Here is a 13,754-nt window from a genome sequence, read left to right on the forward strand (position 1 = left end):
CAGGCCGGCGGCCACGTTGTCGTAGATCGACATCGTCGGGAACGGGTTGGGGCGCTGGAAGACCATGCCGACCGTCCGCCGGACGTGGACCGGGTCCATCGAGGGGGCGTAGAGGTCCTGGTCGTCGAGCATGACCTTGCCTTCGACGCGGCCCCCGGGGGTGACCTCGTGCATCCGGTTGAGGGTGCGCAGGAAGGTCGACTTCCCGCAGCCCGACGGCCCGATGAACGCGGTCACGGACCGGGGTTCGACCGTCATCGAGACGCCCTCGACGGCCTTGAAGTCGCCGTAGTAGACGCTGAGGTCACTGACGTCGATGCGCTTTGCCATGGGAATGCAGTCCTTCGTGGGGTGTATCGGTGGCGGTCACTTGGCGACCGCGCTGCGGCGGGCGATGAGCCGGCCGGCGAGGTTGAGCAGGAGGACGAGGATGATCAGGGTAAGGGCCGCGCCCCACATCCGCTCGGCGGCGGTGGCGAGCCCGAAGTCGCTGCGGTCCTCGTTGATCATCGTCGGCAGGGTCGGCATGTTGCCGCTGAAGAGGTCGCGCTGGAAGTTCTTCGTGTACGGCCCGAGGATGAGCAGCGGAGCGGTCTCGCCCATCACCCGGGCGAGCCCGAGCAGGACGCCGGTGACGATCCCGGAGAAGGCCGTCGGGAGCACGACCCGCACGATCGTGATCCACTTCGGCACGCCGAGGGCGTAGGACGCCTCCCGGAGCTCGTTGGGGACGAGCTTGAGCATCTCCTCCGTCGAGCGGGTGACGGTCGGGATCATGAGCAGCACGAGCGAGAGCGAGACGGCGAAACCGTTGCGGTCGATGCCGAAGGTGGTCACCCAGACCGCGTAGATGAACAGGGCGGCGACGATCGAGGGGACACCGGAGAGGATGTCGACCATGAAGCTGATCGTCTTGGCGAGCCGGCCCCGGCCGTACTCGACGAGGTAGATCGCGGTGAGGATCGCGATCGGCACGGCGATCGCCGCCGTCGCACCCGCCTGAATGAGGGTGCCCTCGATCGCGTGACGGGCGCCGCCCCCGGCGTCGGTCGTGTTGATGTTGCGCTGGTTGCCGGTCCACCACAGCATCGTCGTGATCATGTGGAAGCCCTTGCTGGCCACCGTCCAGAGGATCCACACGAGGGGGATGGTCGCGAGCGCGAAGCAGCCCCACATGACGATCCGGGCCGCGTGGTCCTTGATGGCCCGGCCGCGGTGCGGGCGGGCCATGTGCTCGAGGGCCTCGCGGCCGGCCGGACCGGCAGGCGGGGTCGGCCCGGTCGGGCGCATCTCGTCCTGGGCCATGGTCGTCATTCGGAGAAGGCCTTCCTGCGCTCGATGACGACGCGGGCGATGCTGTTGACGACGAACGTCAGGACGAAGAGCACGAGGCCCGCGGCGATATAGGCGCCGGTCTTGCTGGGGTTGCTGAACTCGGCGGCGTTGTTCGCGATCTTGGAGGCGAAGGTCTCACCGCCGTTGAAGAGGGACCAGGTCCATGCAGTCCCGCCCGCGAGCGCGGACACCAGGAACGTGACGGCGATCGTCTCGCCGAGGGCGCGGCCGAGGGCGAGCATCGAGGCCGAGATGACACCGGGCTTGCCGAACGGCAGGACAGCCGTGCGGATCATCTCCCAGTGCGTGGCGCCGAGCGCGAGCGCGCCCTCCTTGTGGGCGGCGGGGGTCTGGTCGAAGACCTCGCGCGAGAGGGCGGTCACGATCGGCAGGATCATGATCGCGAGGACGATGCCGATGAAGAAGATCGTGCCGCCGGAGATCGGCGTGGGCGCGAACAGCGGGAACCAGCCGAACCGCTCCTGCAGGAACTGCTCGAAGGGCCGGACGATGGCCCGGAAGGTCAGCAGGCCCCAGAGGCCGTAGACGATCGACGGCACGGCCGCGAGCAGGTCCACGAGGTTCGCGGCGGGACGGCGGAGCCACCGCGGCGCGTACTGGGTGATGAACAGGGCGACGCCCACGCCGACCGGCACGGCGATGACCATCGCGATCACCGACGAGGTGACCGTCGTCCAGAGGAACTCGAGGATGCCGAAGCGCGGCTGGTCACCTCCGGGCGACCACTCCCGGCTGGTGAGGAAGTTCGCCTGGTCCTTCGTGAGCGCGGGGACCGCCTGCGCGATGAGGAAGACGCCGATGAGGGTGACGAGTCCGATGACGATGAGCCCGGACGTCGTCGCCGCGCCGCTGAACAGGCGGTCACCAGCGCGGCCCGACCGGCCAGCGGCGGGTGCCGCCGACTGACCGGTCGGATTGGGCAGTGAGGTCGTGCTCATCAGGAGATGCTGTCCACCGCGGCTTCGACCTTGGTCAGGACCTCGGCGGGCAGGGGAGCATAGCCCAGCGGCTCGAGCGACTTCTGGACGTCGCTGGAGGCGAAGTGCTTGAGGAACGCCTTGACCTTCTTGCCCTGCTCGGCGTCGGCGTACTTCGAGCAGACGATCTCGTAGGTGACGAGGACGATCGGGTAGGCGCCGGCCTCCTTCGTCGCGTAGTCGAGCTTGAGCGCGAGGTCGTTGCCCGAGCCGACCTGCTTGGCGGCGCTGATGGCCTTGCCGGCGCTCTCGCCGGTGAGCTCGACGGGGCCGTTGCCCGTGTCGATGGAGGCCATCTTGAGCTGGTTCTGCTGCGCGTAGCTCCACTCGACGTAGGTGATCCCGCCGTCCTGGCCCTGGACGGCCGTCGCGACGCCCGCCGACTTCTCCTTGCCCTCGCCCTTGCCGGTCCACTGCTTGGCCGGCTCGGCGGTCCAGACACTCGGCGCTGCGGCCTGCAGGTACTTCGTGAAGTTCTCGGTGGTGCCCGACTCGTCGGAGCGGAAGTAGACCTTGATCGGGGTCGCCGGCAGCTTCGCGTCCTTGTTCAGGGCGGCGATGGCCGGGTCGTTCCAGGTGGTGATCTCGCCCTTGAAGATCTTGGCCGCGACGTCCGCGTTGAGCACGAGCTTGTCGACGCCCTGAAGGTGGTCGGCGATCGCGATCGGGCCGGCCACCATCGGCAGGTTGAGGGCGGGAGAGCCGCAGGCGTTCTTGGCGTCGTCGGCCTCGACCCTGCCGTCCTTCGGCTTGGTCTTGAGGGCGGAGTCGGAGCCCGCGAAGGCGACCTGCTTGGCGATGAACTGCTTGATGCCCGAGCCCGAGCCCGTGGCGTTGTAGTCGATCGTCGCGTTCGCGCAGGCCTCCTGGTAGGACTTGATCGCCTGGGCGATGGCGTTCTTCTGGGCCGTGGAGCCCTCGGCGGCGAGGTCGCCGTCGAAGCAGGAGACGTTGGCGGCCGCGGGCGAGCCGGCGCCCTGGGTGCTGCCGCCGGGGGCCGGGTTCTCCGATGCGCAGGCGGACAGCGCGAGAGCACCGGTGAGGGCGATGGCGCCGACGGCGCCGATACGCGAAACAGACACGAGCTTGATCCCTCTCGATGGGTGGAAAGAACGTGGTGGGCGCTCCGGCGGCGCTGCCGAAACTGCGTCCAGTCGCGAAGGTACGGTGCGCGGGTAACCACTCCGCCAACTCGGGTGAACCGGAGGTGAACAGGCGGCGACGAGTTCGGGTCGCTCAGCTCGCGATGCGCTCGACGGCGACGACGGCCGCCGTCTCGTCCCGGCCCCGGACGTGGCAGACGAGCACCTCGCCCTTGCGCATCTGGTCGTCCGCGGCGCCGGCGAGCTCCTCACGCCAGGTCTCGGCGCACGGGTGGTCGCCCGGCACGAGGTCGGCGAGCCGCCCCAGCAGGTCGGGCAGGACGGGCCCGTGGCTGCACAGAGCCGCCGGCGTGCCGCGTCGCAGCAGCGCGCGAAGGTGCCGTGCTGCGGGAGCCGGGTCAGCGGCATACCCCTCATCGGAGAGGCCCTCCTTGGCGTGCAGGCGCAGGCCCGCACGGGCGGCATACGGCTCGAGGGTGGCCAAGCAGCGCACGGACGGGGAGGTGACCAGGCGCGAGATGCCGTATGCCGCGAGCACCCCGGCGATGGTCACGGCCTGTTGCGCACCCGCAGGGGTGAGCGGGCGCAGCTGGTCGTCGTCGGACCAGCTCTCGCGAGCCCGGGCCTTCGCGTGCCGGACGAGGGCGAGGGGCCAGGTGTCGAGGCGGGACTCGCGATCGGCGCGGACGAGCGCCCGCAGCTGCTCACGGTCGCGGGAGTAGTCGAGGCGTTCGTGCGCGGCGGGCACGTCGAGCCACTCGAGGGCGTCGACCTCATGCTCGAGCCGGCCGCTCCCACCCGTGACGGCGGCGGCCCAGTAGCTCACGTGCTTGGCCGCCACCGCGCCGGAACCGTCCGGGACCGGGTAGTCCGAGGACGGCAGCGGCAGCCCCAGGCGGACGCCCAGGCCGGTCTCCTCGAGGGTCTCCCGGGCGGCGGCGACGCAGGAGTGCTCGCCCGGGTCGAGCTTGCCCTTGGGCCAGGACCAGTCGTCGTACTTGGGACGGTGGACGAGCGCGACCTCGAGCCGCCCCTTGCGGCGGCGCCACGGCAGGGTCCCGGCGGCGGGGATGAGAGAGGGCACGGCGTCAGCGGCGCCGGGCCTTGCGGCGCCGCTTGTCGTGCCGCTCGTTGAGCTTGGCCTGGATGTCGACGAGCGGCGCACCGTCGTCGTCCACCGCACGGCGGACCCAGCGCCCGTCCGGGCCGAGGTCCCACCGGGAGCTCGACTCGGCGAAGCCGAGGGCGAAGAGCTGGTCGAGCTCGGCGAGGTGGCCCGGGTCGGTGATGCGCACGAGGGTCTCGACGCGGCGGTCGAGGTTGCGGTGCATCATGTCGGCGCTGCCGATGTAGACCTGCGGGTCGCCCCCGTGGTCGAACCAGAAGACCCGGGAGTGCTCGAGGAACCGGCCGAGCACCGACCGGACCCGGATCGTCTCGGAGAGGCCCGGCACGCCGGGCCGCAGGGCGCAGATGCCGCGGACCCAGATGTCGACCCGGACGCCCGCCTGGGAGGCCCGATAGAGCGCGTCGATGATCGCCTCGTCGACCATCGAGTTGACCTTGATCGCGATCCGGCCGGCCGGCTCGCCCTTGCCCCGCCCCTCGTGGAGCGCGACCTCGTCCTCGATGAGGTCGATGAGGCCGGACCGGACGGTGCGGGGGGCGACGAGGAACCGCTTGAACTTGCTGCGTGGCGCGAACCCGGACAGCTGGTTGAACAGGCGGGACATGTCCTCGCCGACCTGCGGGTCGCAGGTGAAGAGGCCGAAGTCCTCGTAGACCCGGGCCGTCTTGGGGTTGTAGTTGCCGGTGCCGATGTGGCAGTAGCGGACGAGACCCTCGGGCTCCTGGCGCACGACGAGGCAGAGCTTGGCGTGCGTCTTGAGGCCGACCACCCCGTAGACGACGTGGACTCCGGCCTGCTCGAGCTTGCGCGCCCAGGAGATGTTGTTGACCTCGTCGAAGCGGGCCTTGATCTCGACGATGGCGAGCACCTGCTTGCCGGCCTCGGCAGCGTCGATGAGCGCATCGACGATGGGGGAGTCGCCCGAGGTGCGGTAGAGGGTCTGCTTGATGGCGAGGACGTCAGGATCGTCCGCGGCCTGCTCGATGAAGGCCTGGACCGACGTCGAGAAGGAGTCGTACGGGTGCTGGACGAGCACGTCCTTGTGCCGGATCGCGCCGAGGATGTCGCCGGGTTGCGAGCTCTCGGTGGGCGCGAAGTCGGGGTGGGTGCGCGGGACGAACTTCGGGTACTCGAGGTCGGACCGGTCGACGTCGGTGAGCGCCGACAGCCCGGTCAGGTCGAGTGGCGTCGGGAGGCGGTAGAGCTCGCGCTCGCTGATCTGCAGCTCGTCCGCCAGCATGTCGAGCACCCGGGGGTCCATGTCCTCGTCGACCTCGAGGCGGATCGGCGGGCCGAACCGCCGGCGGGTCAGCTCCTTCTCGAGGGCGGTGAGCAGGTTCTCGACGTCGTCCTCCTCGACCTCCACGTCCTCGTTGCGGGTGACCCGGAAGGTGAAGTGCTCCCGCACGGTCATGCCGGGGAAGAGCTGGTCGAGGTGGGCGGCGATGACGTCCTCGAGCGGGACGAAGCGCTTGGGCTGCTCCTCCTCTGCATCGGTGGCGTCGGCGATCTCGATGAAGCGCGGGAGGTTCGGCGGCACCTTGAGCCGTGCGAAGTGCTCCACCCCGGTCTTCGGGTTCTCGAGCAGGACGGCCAGGTTGAGGGACAGGCCCGAGATGTAAGGGAACGGGTGCGCCGGGTCGACGGCCAGCGGCGTGAGGACGGGGAAGACCCGGTCGGCGAAGAACCAGTGGAGCGGTTCGCGCGCGTCGTCGTCGAGCTCGTCCCACCGGATGATGACGATCCCCTCGGCCTCGAGCGCCGGCCGGACGTCATGCTGGAACACCTCGCCCTGTTGGTTCATCAGCTCATGCGCGAGCCGGGCGATGCGGTCGAGCAGCTCGCGCGGCTCGAGGCCGGCGGCGGTGCGGACTGCGAGCCCGGTCGCGATGCGTCGCTTGAGGCCGGCGACGCGGACCATGAAGTACTCGTCGAGGTTGTTCGAGAAGATCGCGAGGAACCGGGCGCGCTCGAGCAGCGGCACCCTCGGGTCCATCGCGAGCTGGAGGACGCGCTCGTTGAACTGCAGCCAGGACAGCTCGCGCTCGAGGTAGCGGTCGGCCGGCAGGTCCTCCTCGGCGCGGCGGGCCGGAACGGGCGCGGTCCCGACGAAGCGGCCGTTGGCCGCGCGGGCCGGTGGGCGGGGTGCGGGCACGGCGCTCGCGAACGAGCTGACGGGCTCGACGACAGGGTCCGCGACCGTGGTCTCGGTGTCTGCCTCCGTCGCCCGCTCGACGCTGCTCGCGCTCATGCGCCCCATCGTGGCACCGAATGGTGACCAGCGGGTGAACCCGCGTGGCGGCCTACTCCCATACCGCCGAACGGCGCGTCAGGGGCGGGCGAACTGGCGGTGCACCTGCAGGTCCTCGAAGCCGAGAGTCCGGTAGGTGTGCATCGCCGCCGAGTTGTCGTCGTCGACGTAGAGGACGACCTGCTCGAGGCCCTCGTCACGCAGGTGGTCGAGGCCGAGGACCGTCACCGCCTTGCCCAGGCCCAGGCCCTGCCGCTCGGGGGCGACACCGACCACGTAGACCTCGCCTTGCCGCCCGTTCGGGGGGTCGACCTTGGTCCAGTGGAACGCCGCGATCCGGCCGGGCTCGTCCGCCGGGACGACCAGGATGAACCCCCCCGGGTCGAACCAGGGCTGAGCCATCCGCTGCTCGAGGTCGGGCATCGCGAGGGCGCCCTGCTCGGGATGGTGCGCGAACGCGGCTGCGTTGACGCGCAGCCACTCCCGCTCGTCACGCCCGGGCTCGAAGCGGCGCACGACGTAGCCCTCGGGGAGGGTGGCCGCCGGCCACGGCGGCCCGGACGTCAGGGACCGGCCCATGAAGTGCAGCTCACGCACCGGAACGAGACCCTGCCCCCGAGCGAATCCCTCTGCGGGCCCGTCCGACTCGTGGCTCCAGAGGCGCACGTCCATCGGCAGCTGGGCGAGCAGGGCCGCCCCGACCCCGCCTCCGCGGTGGTCGGGGTCGACGACGAGCTCGGCAGAGGCCGGCTCGTCCGGCCCGCCCGAGCGGGACTGCGCGTAGCCCACGAGTGCCTGCTCAGCGGTATACGCGAGGAAGTGCGACACGCCCTCGCCGTCGCGCGACTCGACGGACATGCGGAACTGCTCCGACAGCGGGGCGCTGCTGTCTGTGTCGCGGGCGCGCTCGGCGAGCCGGAGGATGGCATGCGACTCCGCCGGGGTGAGGGAGGGGCGTGCGCCACGGCGCTCGATCGTGACGTCGGACATACCGCGATTCCATCACAGGAGCGTGAAAGCCCCCATGGAAGTTGCTGAAGCCATAGTCTGCCGATGACGTCCGGGGGGCGTCGAACCAGCTGTTCGCGACATCCTCGCGGGCGTCACGCCACTCAAAAGGGGACCACCATGTCGACTCGAACTCGGCGCCTGCTCGGCGTCACCATCGCGGGCGTCGCCGCCCTTGCGATGGCCGCAGCACCCTCCTTCGCGGGCGACGGGGGCCCCGGCCAGAGCAACGCCAGCCCCAAGGCGGCCGGCCCGCTGCTCGACATCCAGCTGCTGTCCTTCAACGACTTCCACGGCAACCTCGAGCCACCGAGCGGCTCCAGCGCGCGGGTCACCACGAGCCACGGCAACGTCGACGCCGGCGGTGTCGAGTACCTCGCCACCCACCTCGCGCAGGCCCGGCAGGGCCACAACAACACGCTGACCGTCGCGGCGGGCGACATCGTCGGCGCCTCACCGCTGCTGTCCGCCGCCTTCCACGACGAGCCGACCATCCTCGCGATGAACAAGCTCGGCCTCGATGCCACGGCGGTCGGCAACCACGAGTTCGACGAGGGCTACAAGGAGATCCAGCGCCTGCAGTACGGCGGCTGCATCGACGACGGCGACGGCGCGAACAACCAGAACTCCTGCCCGACCGGCTCCTTCCCGGGCGCGAGCTTCGACATCCTCGCCGCCAACGTCATCGAGAAGTCCAGCGGCAAGACGATCCTGCCCGCCTACACGATCAAGAACGTCAACGGCGCCAAGATCGCCTTCATCGGGATGACCCTCAAGGACACGCCCAACATCGTCACCGCCGCCGGTGTCGCCGGCCTGAAGTTCACGGACGAGGTGGAGACGGCCAACGCGCTCGTCCCGGTGCTGAAGAAGAACAACGTCAACGCCATCATCGTGCTGATCCACCAGGGCGGCCTGCCGACCAACCCGATCTTCGACGCCTCGTGCGGCAACGGGGCCGGTCTCGACCCGAAGGCCTCGCCGATCATCGACATCGCGAAGCGTCTCGATCCCGAGATCGACATGATCATCTCGGGCCACACGCACCAGCCCTACGTCTGCGACATCCCCGACCCGGCAGGCAGGTCGCGGCTCGTGACGTCGGCCTCGTCGTTCGGCCGGCTCTTCACCGAGACCGACCTGCAGTACGACCGGCGCACCAACGACATCGTCCGCAGCTCCGTCAAGGGCACGAACATGATCGTCAGCCGTGACGTGCCCAAGGACCCGGCCCAGACGGCCCTCATCAGCCAGTACAAGGCGTTCGTCAAGCCCATCGCGTCCAAGGTCATCGGGCACATCACCCAGGACGTGACCAAGTCGCAGAACGCGGCCGGCGAGAGCCAGCTCGGCGACCTCATCGCCGACGCCCAGCTCGCCGATACGTCGGTCGTCACCGGTGGCGAGGCGCCGGTCATCGCGTTCATGAACCCCGGCGGCGTCCGCGCCGACCTCAGCTATGCCGCCTCGCCCTACGGCGAGGCGCCGGGCGACGTGACGTTCGACGAGGCGTTCACGGTCCAGCCGTTCAACAACTACATGGTCTCGATGACGCTGACCGGCAAGCAGATCAAGGCCCTGCTCAACGAGCAGTGGTCCGGTCCGAATGCCGGCGCGCCGAAGATCCTGCAGGTGTCGAAGGGCCTCGCCTACACCTACTCGGGCACCACGCTCGGTTCGGTGACGCTCAACGGGGCGGCCCTCGACGACGCCAAGTCCTACCGGATCGTGACGAACAACTTCCTGCAGGGCGGCGGCGACGGCTTCCCGACCTTCACCGCGGGAACCGGCGTCTACTACGGAGGCCTCGACATCGACGCCTTCGCGAGCTACCTCACCTCGTTCGGTGCGACCGGCTACACCCCCGGCGCGCTGAACCGGATCACGAGGAACTGACCACCCGCTCGTCAGCCCGCACGAACACGAAGAGGTATGCCGCCCAGCTCTCCCAGCGGGGCGGCATACCTCGTGCTTGTTGCTTGGTTCGAGGTAATCGTCGACTTGTGGCGTCCGCGGGTTACCTCGAACCAGCGGGGTGCCGCCCAGGTCGAGGTATTTACCGGACAGTGGCGTCCGCGGATTACCTCGAACCGGCGAGGACGTGGCTCAGGCTGTGGGGACGACGAGGCGGTAGCCGACGTTGCGGACCGTCCCGATGAGCGACTCGTGGTCGGGACCGAGCTTGGCGCGCAGCCGCCGGACGTGGACGTCGACGGTGCGGGTGCCGCCGTAGTAGTCGTAGCCCCAGACCTCCTGCAGCAGCTGCGCCCGGGTGAAGACCCGGCCGGGGTGCTGCGCGAGGTACTTGAGCAGCTCGAACTCCTTGTAGGTCAGGTCGAGGAGACGGCCGCGCAGCTTCGCGGAGTAGCTCGCCTCGTCGATGACCAGGTCGCCGGACGTGATCGGCGCGTCGAGGTCGTCCACGTCGGGCTGGTTGCGGGTCAGTGCGAGCCGGATCCGGGCGTCGACCTCGGCGGGGCCGGCGGTGTCGAGGACGACGTCGTCGACGCCCCACTCGGCCGTGAGACCAGCAAGGCCGCCCTCGGTGAGGACGGCCAGGAGCGGAGCGGTGGTGCCGGTCGCGCGGAGCACGCGGCAGAGCGATCGGGCACCGACGAGGTCACGGCGGGCGTCGACGAGCACCACGTCGGCGGGTGGCGCCTCGACGAGGGCCGTCGGCTCCGCGGGCAGGATCCGCACCGGGTGCGCGAGCAGTCCCAGCGCAGGCAGCACGTCCGCGCTCGGGGTGAGCGCGTTCGTCAGCAGGAGCAGCCGGGCCATCGGCAGCAGGATAGGCGACACTGGAACCTGCCCGTCGCTCCCGACGGGCAGGCGAGACGAGCCTGCAGGAGGTATGAGGTGTCGACAGTCCCCGCCACGCCGACGGTGACGGTGCGCTACTGGGCGGCGGCGCGAGAGGCGGCCGGGACCGAGGCCGAGCGCCATGCCGGGCGGACCCTCGGCGGAGTCCTCGACGCAGCGGTCGACGCCCACCCCGAGCTGGCCACGGTGGTCAAGGCCTCGACCTTCCTCATCGACGGGCGGTCCGCCGACCGGTCGGCGACCCTCGAGGACGGTTCGACGGTCGAGGTGCTGCCGCCCTTCGCGGGGGGCTGAGTGGGCCCGGTGACGGATCCGGTGGTGGGTGAGACGCGAGGCACGCCCGAGCAGCGGGGCTCCTTGCGGCTACCGTTGTCCCCCGTGTCCGGTGACCGTCTGCGCCCCTGGTCCGTGGCAGCGACCCTCGCCGGCGCCGTCGCGGTCCTCCTCGCCGTGCAGTCGGGGTATGCCGCTCTCCTCGTTGTCGTCGCTGTCCTCACTCTCGCGGTGGTGGTCGGATGGCCCGCGGTCGGCGGGTCGAGGACGCCCATGGCGTCCTCCGTCGTCCTGGCGCTCGCCGGGGCGGGCGTGCTCGCCGCGACGGTGCGCGACGACCTGCGGTGGCTGCCCGCTGCGGTGGCGCTCGGCATCGTCGCCTCGTTCTTTCACCAGCTGCTCCGCCCGCCGCCGCGCGAGGGGCTGGTCCTCACGCTCGTCGCGGCGTTCGGCGGGCTCGTCCTGCTCGCCTCGGGCGCGCTGCTGCTCGCCAGCGGCCACGACAGCGGTGCCCGCCCGGTCGTCGTCGTCGCGATGATCGCGGCGGCCGCCGGCGTCGTCGGCGACCTGCTGGTGCCGGTCCGGGTGATCCGGCTCTTCCTCGGGTTCGTCGTCCTGCTGGTCGGGATGGCCGCCGCGGGGCTCGCGGCCTCCCGGTCGGACCAGCTGACCGTCCTGGCCGCCCTCGGGATCGGCGCGGCGGCGGCGACCGTCTCGTGGTCCTTCCGCCGGGTGCTCGCCCTGCAGCCGGCCCTCCTCGGGGTGCTCGGCCAGGTGGCGGTCGGCGCCGCCTCGGTCCTGCTGACCGGCGCCGTTGTGCGCCTCTTCACCCTCCTGGCCTGACCACCGGGAAATGGGGTGCGCGCCGGGGGCGCACCTGTCTACCGTGGCCGCCACGGCGACGACGGGACTGACACCCCCGAGCCGGGCATGACCAAGAGGCCGCGGCGACCCGCCGCGGCGAAGGTGCGGTGGCACAGCGACACACCCCATCGCCCGCACCTCCGGGGCTCGCAACCCTTCAGGAGGTGACCATGCACCAGCACATCCCTACCCCCGAACGTGTCCTCGCCCGCGACCTTGTCGCGCTGCCCGAGGGTGCGCCGGCCAGCCTCGCCGGCTGGGTCCATCGCCGGCGGATCCTCAAGTCCTTGACCTTCCTCGTCGTGCGGGACCGCTCCGGTCTCGCCCAGGTCGTGGTCCGCGACGCGGCCGTGGCCCGGCACGTCGAGGCGCTGCCCGAGGAGACCGTCGTCTCGGTCAGTGGGACGGTGTTCCACAACCCGGACGCTCCCGGCGGTGCCGAGCTCGTCGGTCCCGCCGTCGTCGCCCTCACCGAACCGGCGGAGGCGCCTCCGGCCGAGCTGTGGCGCCCCACCTTCGCGGCCGGGCTGCCGACCCGGCTCGACCATGCGGCCGTCACCCTGCGGCATCCTCGCCACCGGGCGGCCTGGGAGATCGCCGCCGCGTCGATGCGCGGGTTCCGTTCTGCGCTGGGCGGGCTCGGCTTCACGGAGGTCATGACGCCGAAGCTCGTCGAGACCGCGACCGAGTCGGGCGCGAACGTCTTCGAGCTCGACTACTTCGGCCGACCGGCCTACCTCGCCCAGTCGCCACAGTTCTACAAGCAGATGCTCGTCGGCGTCTTCGAGCGGGTCTTCGAGGTCGGCCCGGTCTTCCGCGCCGAGCCGCACGACACCGTCCGGCACCTCGCGCAGTACACCTCGCTCGACGCCGAGCTCGGCTTCATCCGCGACCACCGTGACGTCCTCGCCGTGCTCCGCTCTGCGGTCGTGGGGATGGTCGAGGCCGTCGAGACGTATGCCGGTGACGCCGCTGCGCTCCTCGGCGTGCAGCTGCCGCGGGTGCCCGACGAGTTCCCGGTCATCCACTTCCGGGACGCGCTGGCGCGGGTGGGCGCCGACCCGGACGAGCCCGACCTCAGCCCCGCGCACGAGCGAGCGTTGGGGGAGTGGGCGAGAGCGGCATACGGCTCGGACTTCCTTGCGGTCGAGGGCTATCCGATGGCCAAGCGTCCGTTCTACACCGCACCGGAGCCCGGTGACGGGCGCTGGAGCGCCAGTTTCGACCTGCTGTTCCGCGGGTTGGAGCTGACGACGGGTGGTCAGCGGCTGCACCGTCCGTCCGACTATGCCGCGGCCGTGGAACGGGCCGGGATCGACCCCGAGGTGATGGGCGGCTACCTCGACGCGTTCCGGCACGGGATGCCGCCGCACGGCGGGTTCGCGATCGGCCTGGAGCGCTGGGTGGCCCGTCTCACCGGCGCCGAGAACGTCCGCGAGGTGGCGCTCTTCCCGCGCGACCTGCACCGCCTCGCGCCGTGAGGCAGAACGGGTTACCAGGCTGCAAGTGAGCGACACTTCGGCGTGTCGACTTGCTTTTCCCCAATCGCTTGATCCAACCACTTCCCCTCGTGTCACATCAGCCTCTAAGGTGTGGTTCTGCATCCACGTGATCCTCCGCCGGAGGGGAAGCCGACGGCGCGCGGATGCATCCGAGAAGATCGGGGTTCAACATGTCGAACGAGCGTCAGCTCGCCGAGGTGCGGTTCCTTACCGTTGCCGAGGTCGCCTCGATCATGCGTGTGTCCAAGATGACGGTTTACCGGCTCGTCCACAATGGGGAGCTCCCCGCGGTGCGGGTGGGCAGGTCGTTCCGGGTTCCGGAGGACGCGGTGCACAAATACCTGCAGACGTCCTACATCGACACGGCGTGAGTGGTTTCGCCAGACGAGGGGGCGGCCCGGGCGCAAAAAAAGCGGGGCGCACGAGGGGTTGGGGGTTTTTTTTGCCCCCCAACATCAATTTTTTATG

Annotated in this window: 13 protein-coding genes; 5 read left to right on the forward strand and 8 right to left on the reverse strand. The window is 70.4% G+C overall.

What is annotated here, in order from left to right; all coding sequences use genetic code 11:
- The 7 genes from ACTHJJ_RS00715 to mshD all read right to left on the reverse strand — a co-directional run.
- On the reverse strand, positions 1–330 hold a 330-nt coding region (locus ACTHJJ_RS00715), incomplete at its 3' end, for a phosphate ABC transporter ATP-binding protein (protein ID WP_440301020.1).
- Positions 331–366: 36 nt separating this feature from the next.
- Positions 367–1,305, reverse strand: coding sequence for a phosphate ABC transporter permease PstA (pstA, locus tag ACTHJJ_RS00720; protein ID WP_440301032.1), 939 nt, complete (start codon positions 1,303–1,305; stop codon positions 367–369).
- A 5-nt stretch (positions 1,306–1,310) separates the two neighbouring features.
- A complete protein-coding gene (pstC, locus tag ACTHJJ_RS00725; protein ID WP_440301021.1) occupies positions 1,311–2,294 on the reverse strand; it encodes a phosphate ABC transporter permease subunit PstC in 984 nt (327 codons plus the stop codon).
- Entirely contained in the window at positions 2,294–3,415 is a 1,122-nt protein-coding gene (gene pstS / locus ACTHJJ_RS00730; RefSeq protein ID WP_440301022.1) for a phosphate ABC transporter substrate-binding protein PstS, read from the reverse strand. Before pstS ends, pstC begins: the two co-directional genes overlap by 1 nt.
- Positions 3,416–3,569: 154 nt before the next feature.
- Entirely contained in the window at positions 3,570–4,520 is a 951-nt protein-coding gene (locus tag ACTHJJ_RS00735) for an NUDIX hydrolase (RefSeq protein ID WP_440301023.1), read from the reverse strand.
- A gap of 4 nt (positions 4,521–4,524) precedes the next feature.
- Positions 4,525–6,816, reverse strand: coding sequence for an RNA degradosome polyphosphate kinase (locus tag ACTHJJ_RS00740; RefSeq protein WP_440301024.1), 2,292 nt, complete (start codon positions 6,814–6,816; stop codon positions 4,525–4,527).
- A gap of 78 nt (positions 6,817–6,894) precedes the next feature.
- Complete coding sequence (gene mshD, locus ACTHJJ_RS00745; RefSeq protein ID WP_440301025.1) at positions 6,895–7,806, reverse strand: mycothiol synthase; 912 nt, start codon at positions 7,804–7,806, stop codon at positions 6,895–6,897.
- A 138-nt stretch (positions 7,807–7,944) separates the two neighbouring features.
- Between mshD and ACTHJJ_RS00750 the strand changes: the two genes are divergently transcribed.
- Positions 7,945–9,720: a bifunctional metallophosphatase/5'-nucleotidase gene (locus ACTHJJ_RS00750; protein WP_440301026.1), complete on the forward strand. Its 1,776-nt coding sequence runs from the start codon at positions 7,945–7,947 to the stop codon at positions 9,718–9,720.
- A gap of 210 nt (positions 9,721–9,930) precedes the next feature.
- Here the strand turns inward: ACTHJJ_RS00750 and ACTHJJ_RS00755 are convergent, their stop codons facing one another.
- Complete coding sequence (locus ACTHJJ_RS00755) at positions 9,931–10,605, reverse strand: response regulator transcription factor (protein ID WP_440301027.1); 675 nt, start codon at positions 10,603–10,605, stop codon at positions 9,931–9,933.
- 78 nt (positions 10,606–10,683) lie between these two features.
- On the opposite strand from ACTHJJ_RS00755, the gene ACTHJJ_RS00760 reads away from it, so the two are divergent.
- The 4 genes from ACTHJJ_RS00760 to ACTHJJ_RS00775 all read left to right on the forward strand — a co-directional run bounded on the left by ACTHJJ_RS00760 (position 10,684) and on the right by ACTHJJ_RS00775 (position 13,657).
- The gene (locus ACTHJJ_RS00760) at positions 10,684–10,941 is read left to right on the forward strand and encodes a MoaD/ThiS family protein (protein WP_440301028.1); all 258 of its coding nucleotides are present in this window, start codon (positions 10,684–10,686) and stop codon (positions 10,939–10,941) included.
- An 84-nt stretch (positions 10,942–11,025) separates the two neighbouring features.
- The gene (locus ACTHJJ_RS00765; RefSeq protein WP_440301029.1) at positions 11,026–11,763 is read left to right on the forward strand and encodes a hypothetical protein; all 738 of its coding nucleotides are present in this window, start codon (positions 11,026–11,028) and stop codon (positions 11,761–11,763) included.
- Between the two features lie 191 nt (positions 11,764–11,954).
- Positions 11,955–13,265 (forward strand): aspartate--tRNA(Asn) ligase, encoded by a 1,311-nt coding sequence (aspS, locus tag ACTHJJ_RS00770; protein ID WP_440301030.1) that lies wholly within the window; start codon positions 11,955–11,957, stop codon positions 13,263–13,265.
- 191 nt (positions 13,266–13,456) lie between these two features.
- On the forward strand, positions 13,457–13,657 hold the full coding sequence (locus tag ACTHJJ_RS00775; RefSeq protein WP_440301031.1) for a helix-turn-helix domain-containing protein: 201 nt from the start codon (positions 13,457–13,459) through the stop codon (positions 13,655–13,657).
- Positions 13,658–13,754: the final 97 nt, after the last annotated feature.

It is taken from the genome of Intrasporangium sp. (assembly GCF_051961875.1).
Classification (GTDB): Bacteria; Actinomycetota; Actinomycetes; order Actinomycetales; family Dermatophilaceae; genus Intrasporangium_A.

Coding starts and splice junctions, on each gene's coding strand:
- pstA (WP_440301032.1), bottom strand. CDS start 1,305: ATGGCCCAGGACGAGATGCGCCCGACCGGGCCGACCCCGCCTGCCGGT.
- pstC (WP_440301021.1), bottom strand. CDS start 2,294: ATGAGCACGACCTCACTGCCCAATCCGACCGGTCAGTCGGCGGCACCC.
- ACTHJJ_RS00740 (WP_440301024.1), bottom strand. CDS start 6,816: ATGAGCGCGAGCAGCGTCGAGCGGGCGACGGAGGCAGACACCGAGACC.
- mshD (WP_440301025.1), bottom strand. CDS start 7,806: ATGTCCGACGTCACGATCGAGCGCCGTGGCGCACGCCCCTCCCTCACC.
- ACTHJJ_RS00750 (WP_440301026.1), top strand. CDS start 7,945: ATGTCGACTCGAACTCGGCGCCTGCTCGGCGTCACCATCGCGGGCGTC.
- ACTHJJ_RS00755 (WP_440301027.1), bottom strand. CDS start 10,605: ATGGCCCGGCTGCTCCTGCTGACGAACGCGCTCACCCCGAGCGCGGAC.
- aspS (WP_440301030.1), top strand. CDS start 11,955: ATGCACCAGCACATCCCTACCCCCGAACGTGTCCTCGCCCGCGACCTT.
- ACTHJJ_RS00775 (WP_440301031.1), top strand. CDS start 13,457: ATGTCGAACGAGCGTCAGCTCGCCGAGGTGCGGTTCCTTACCGTTGCC.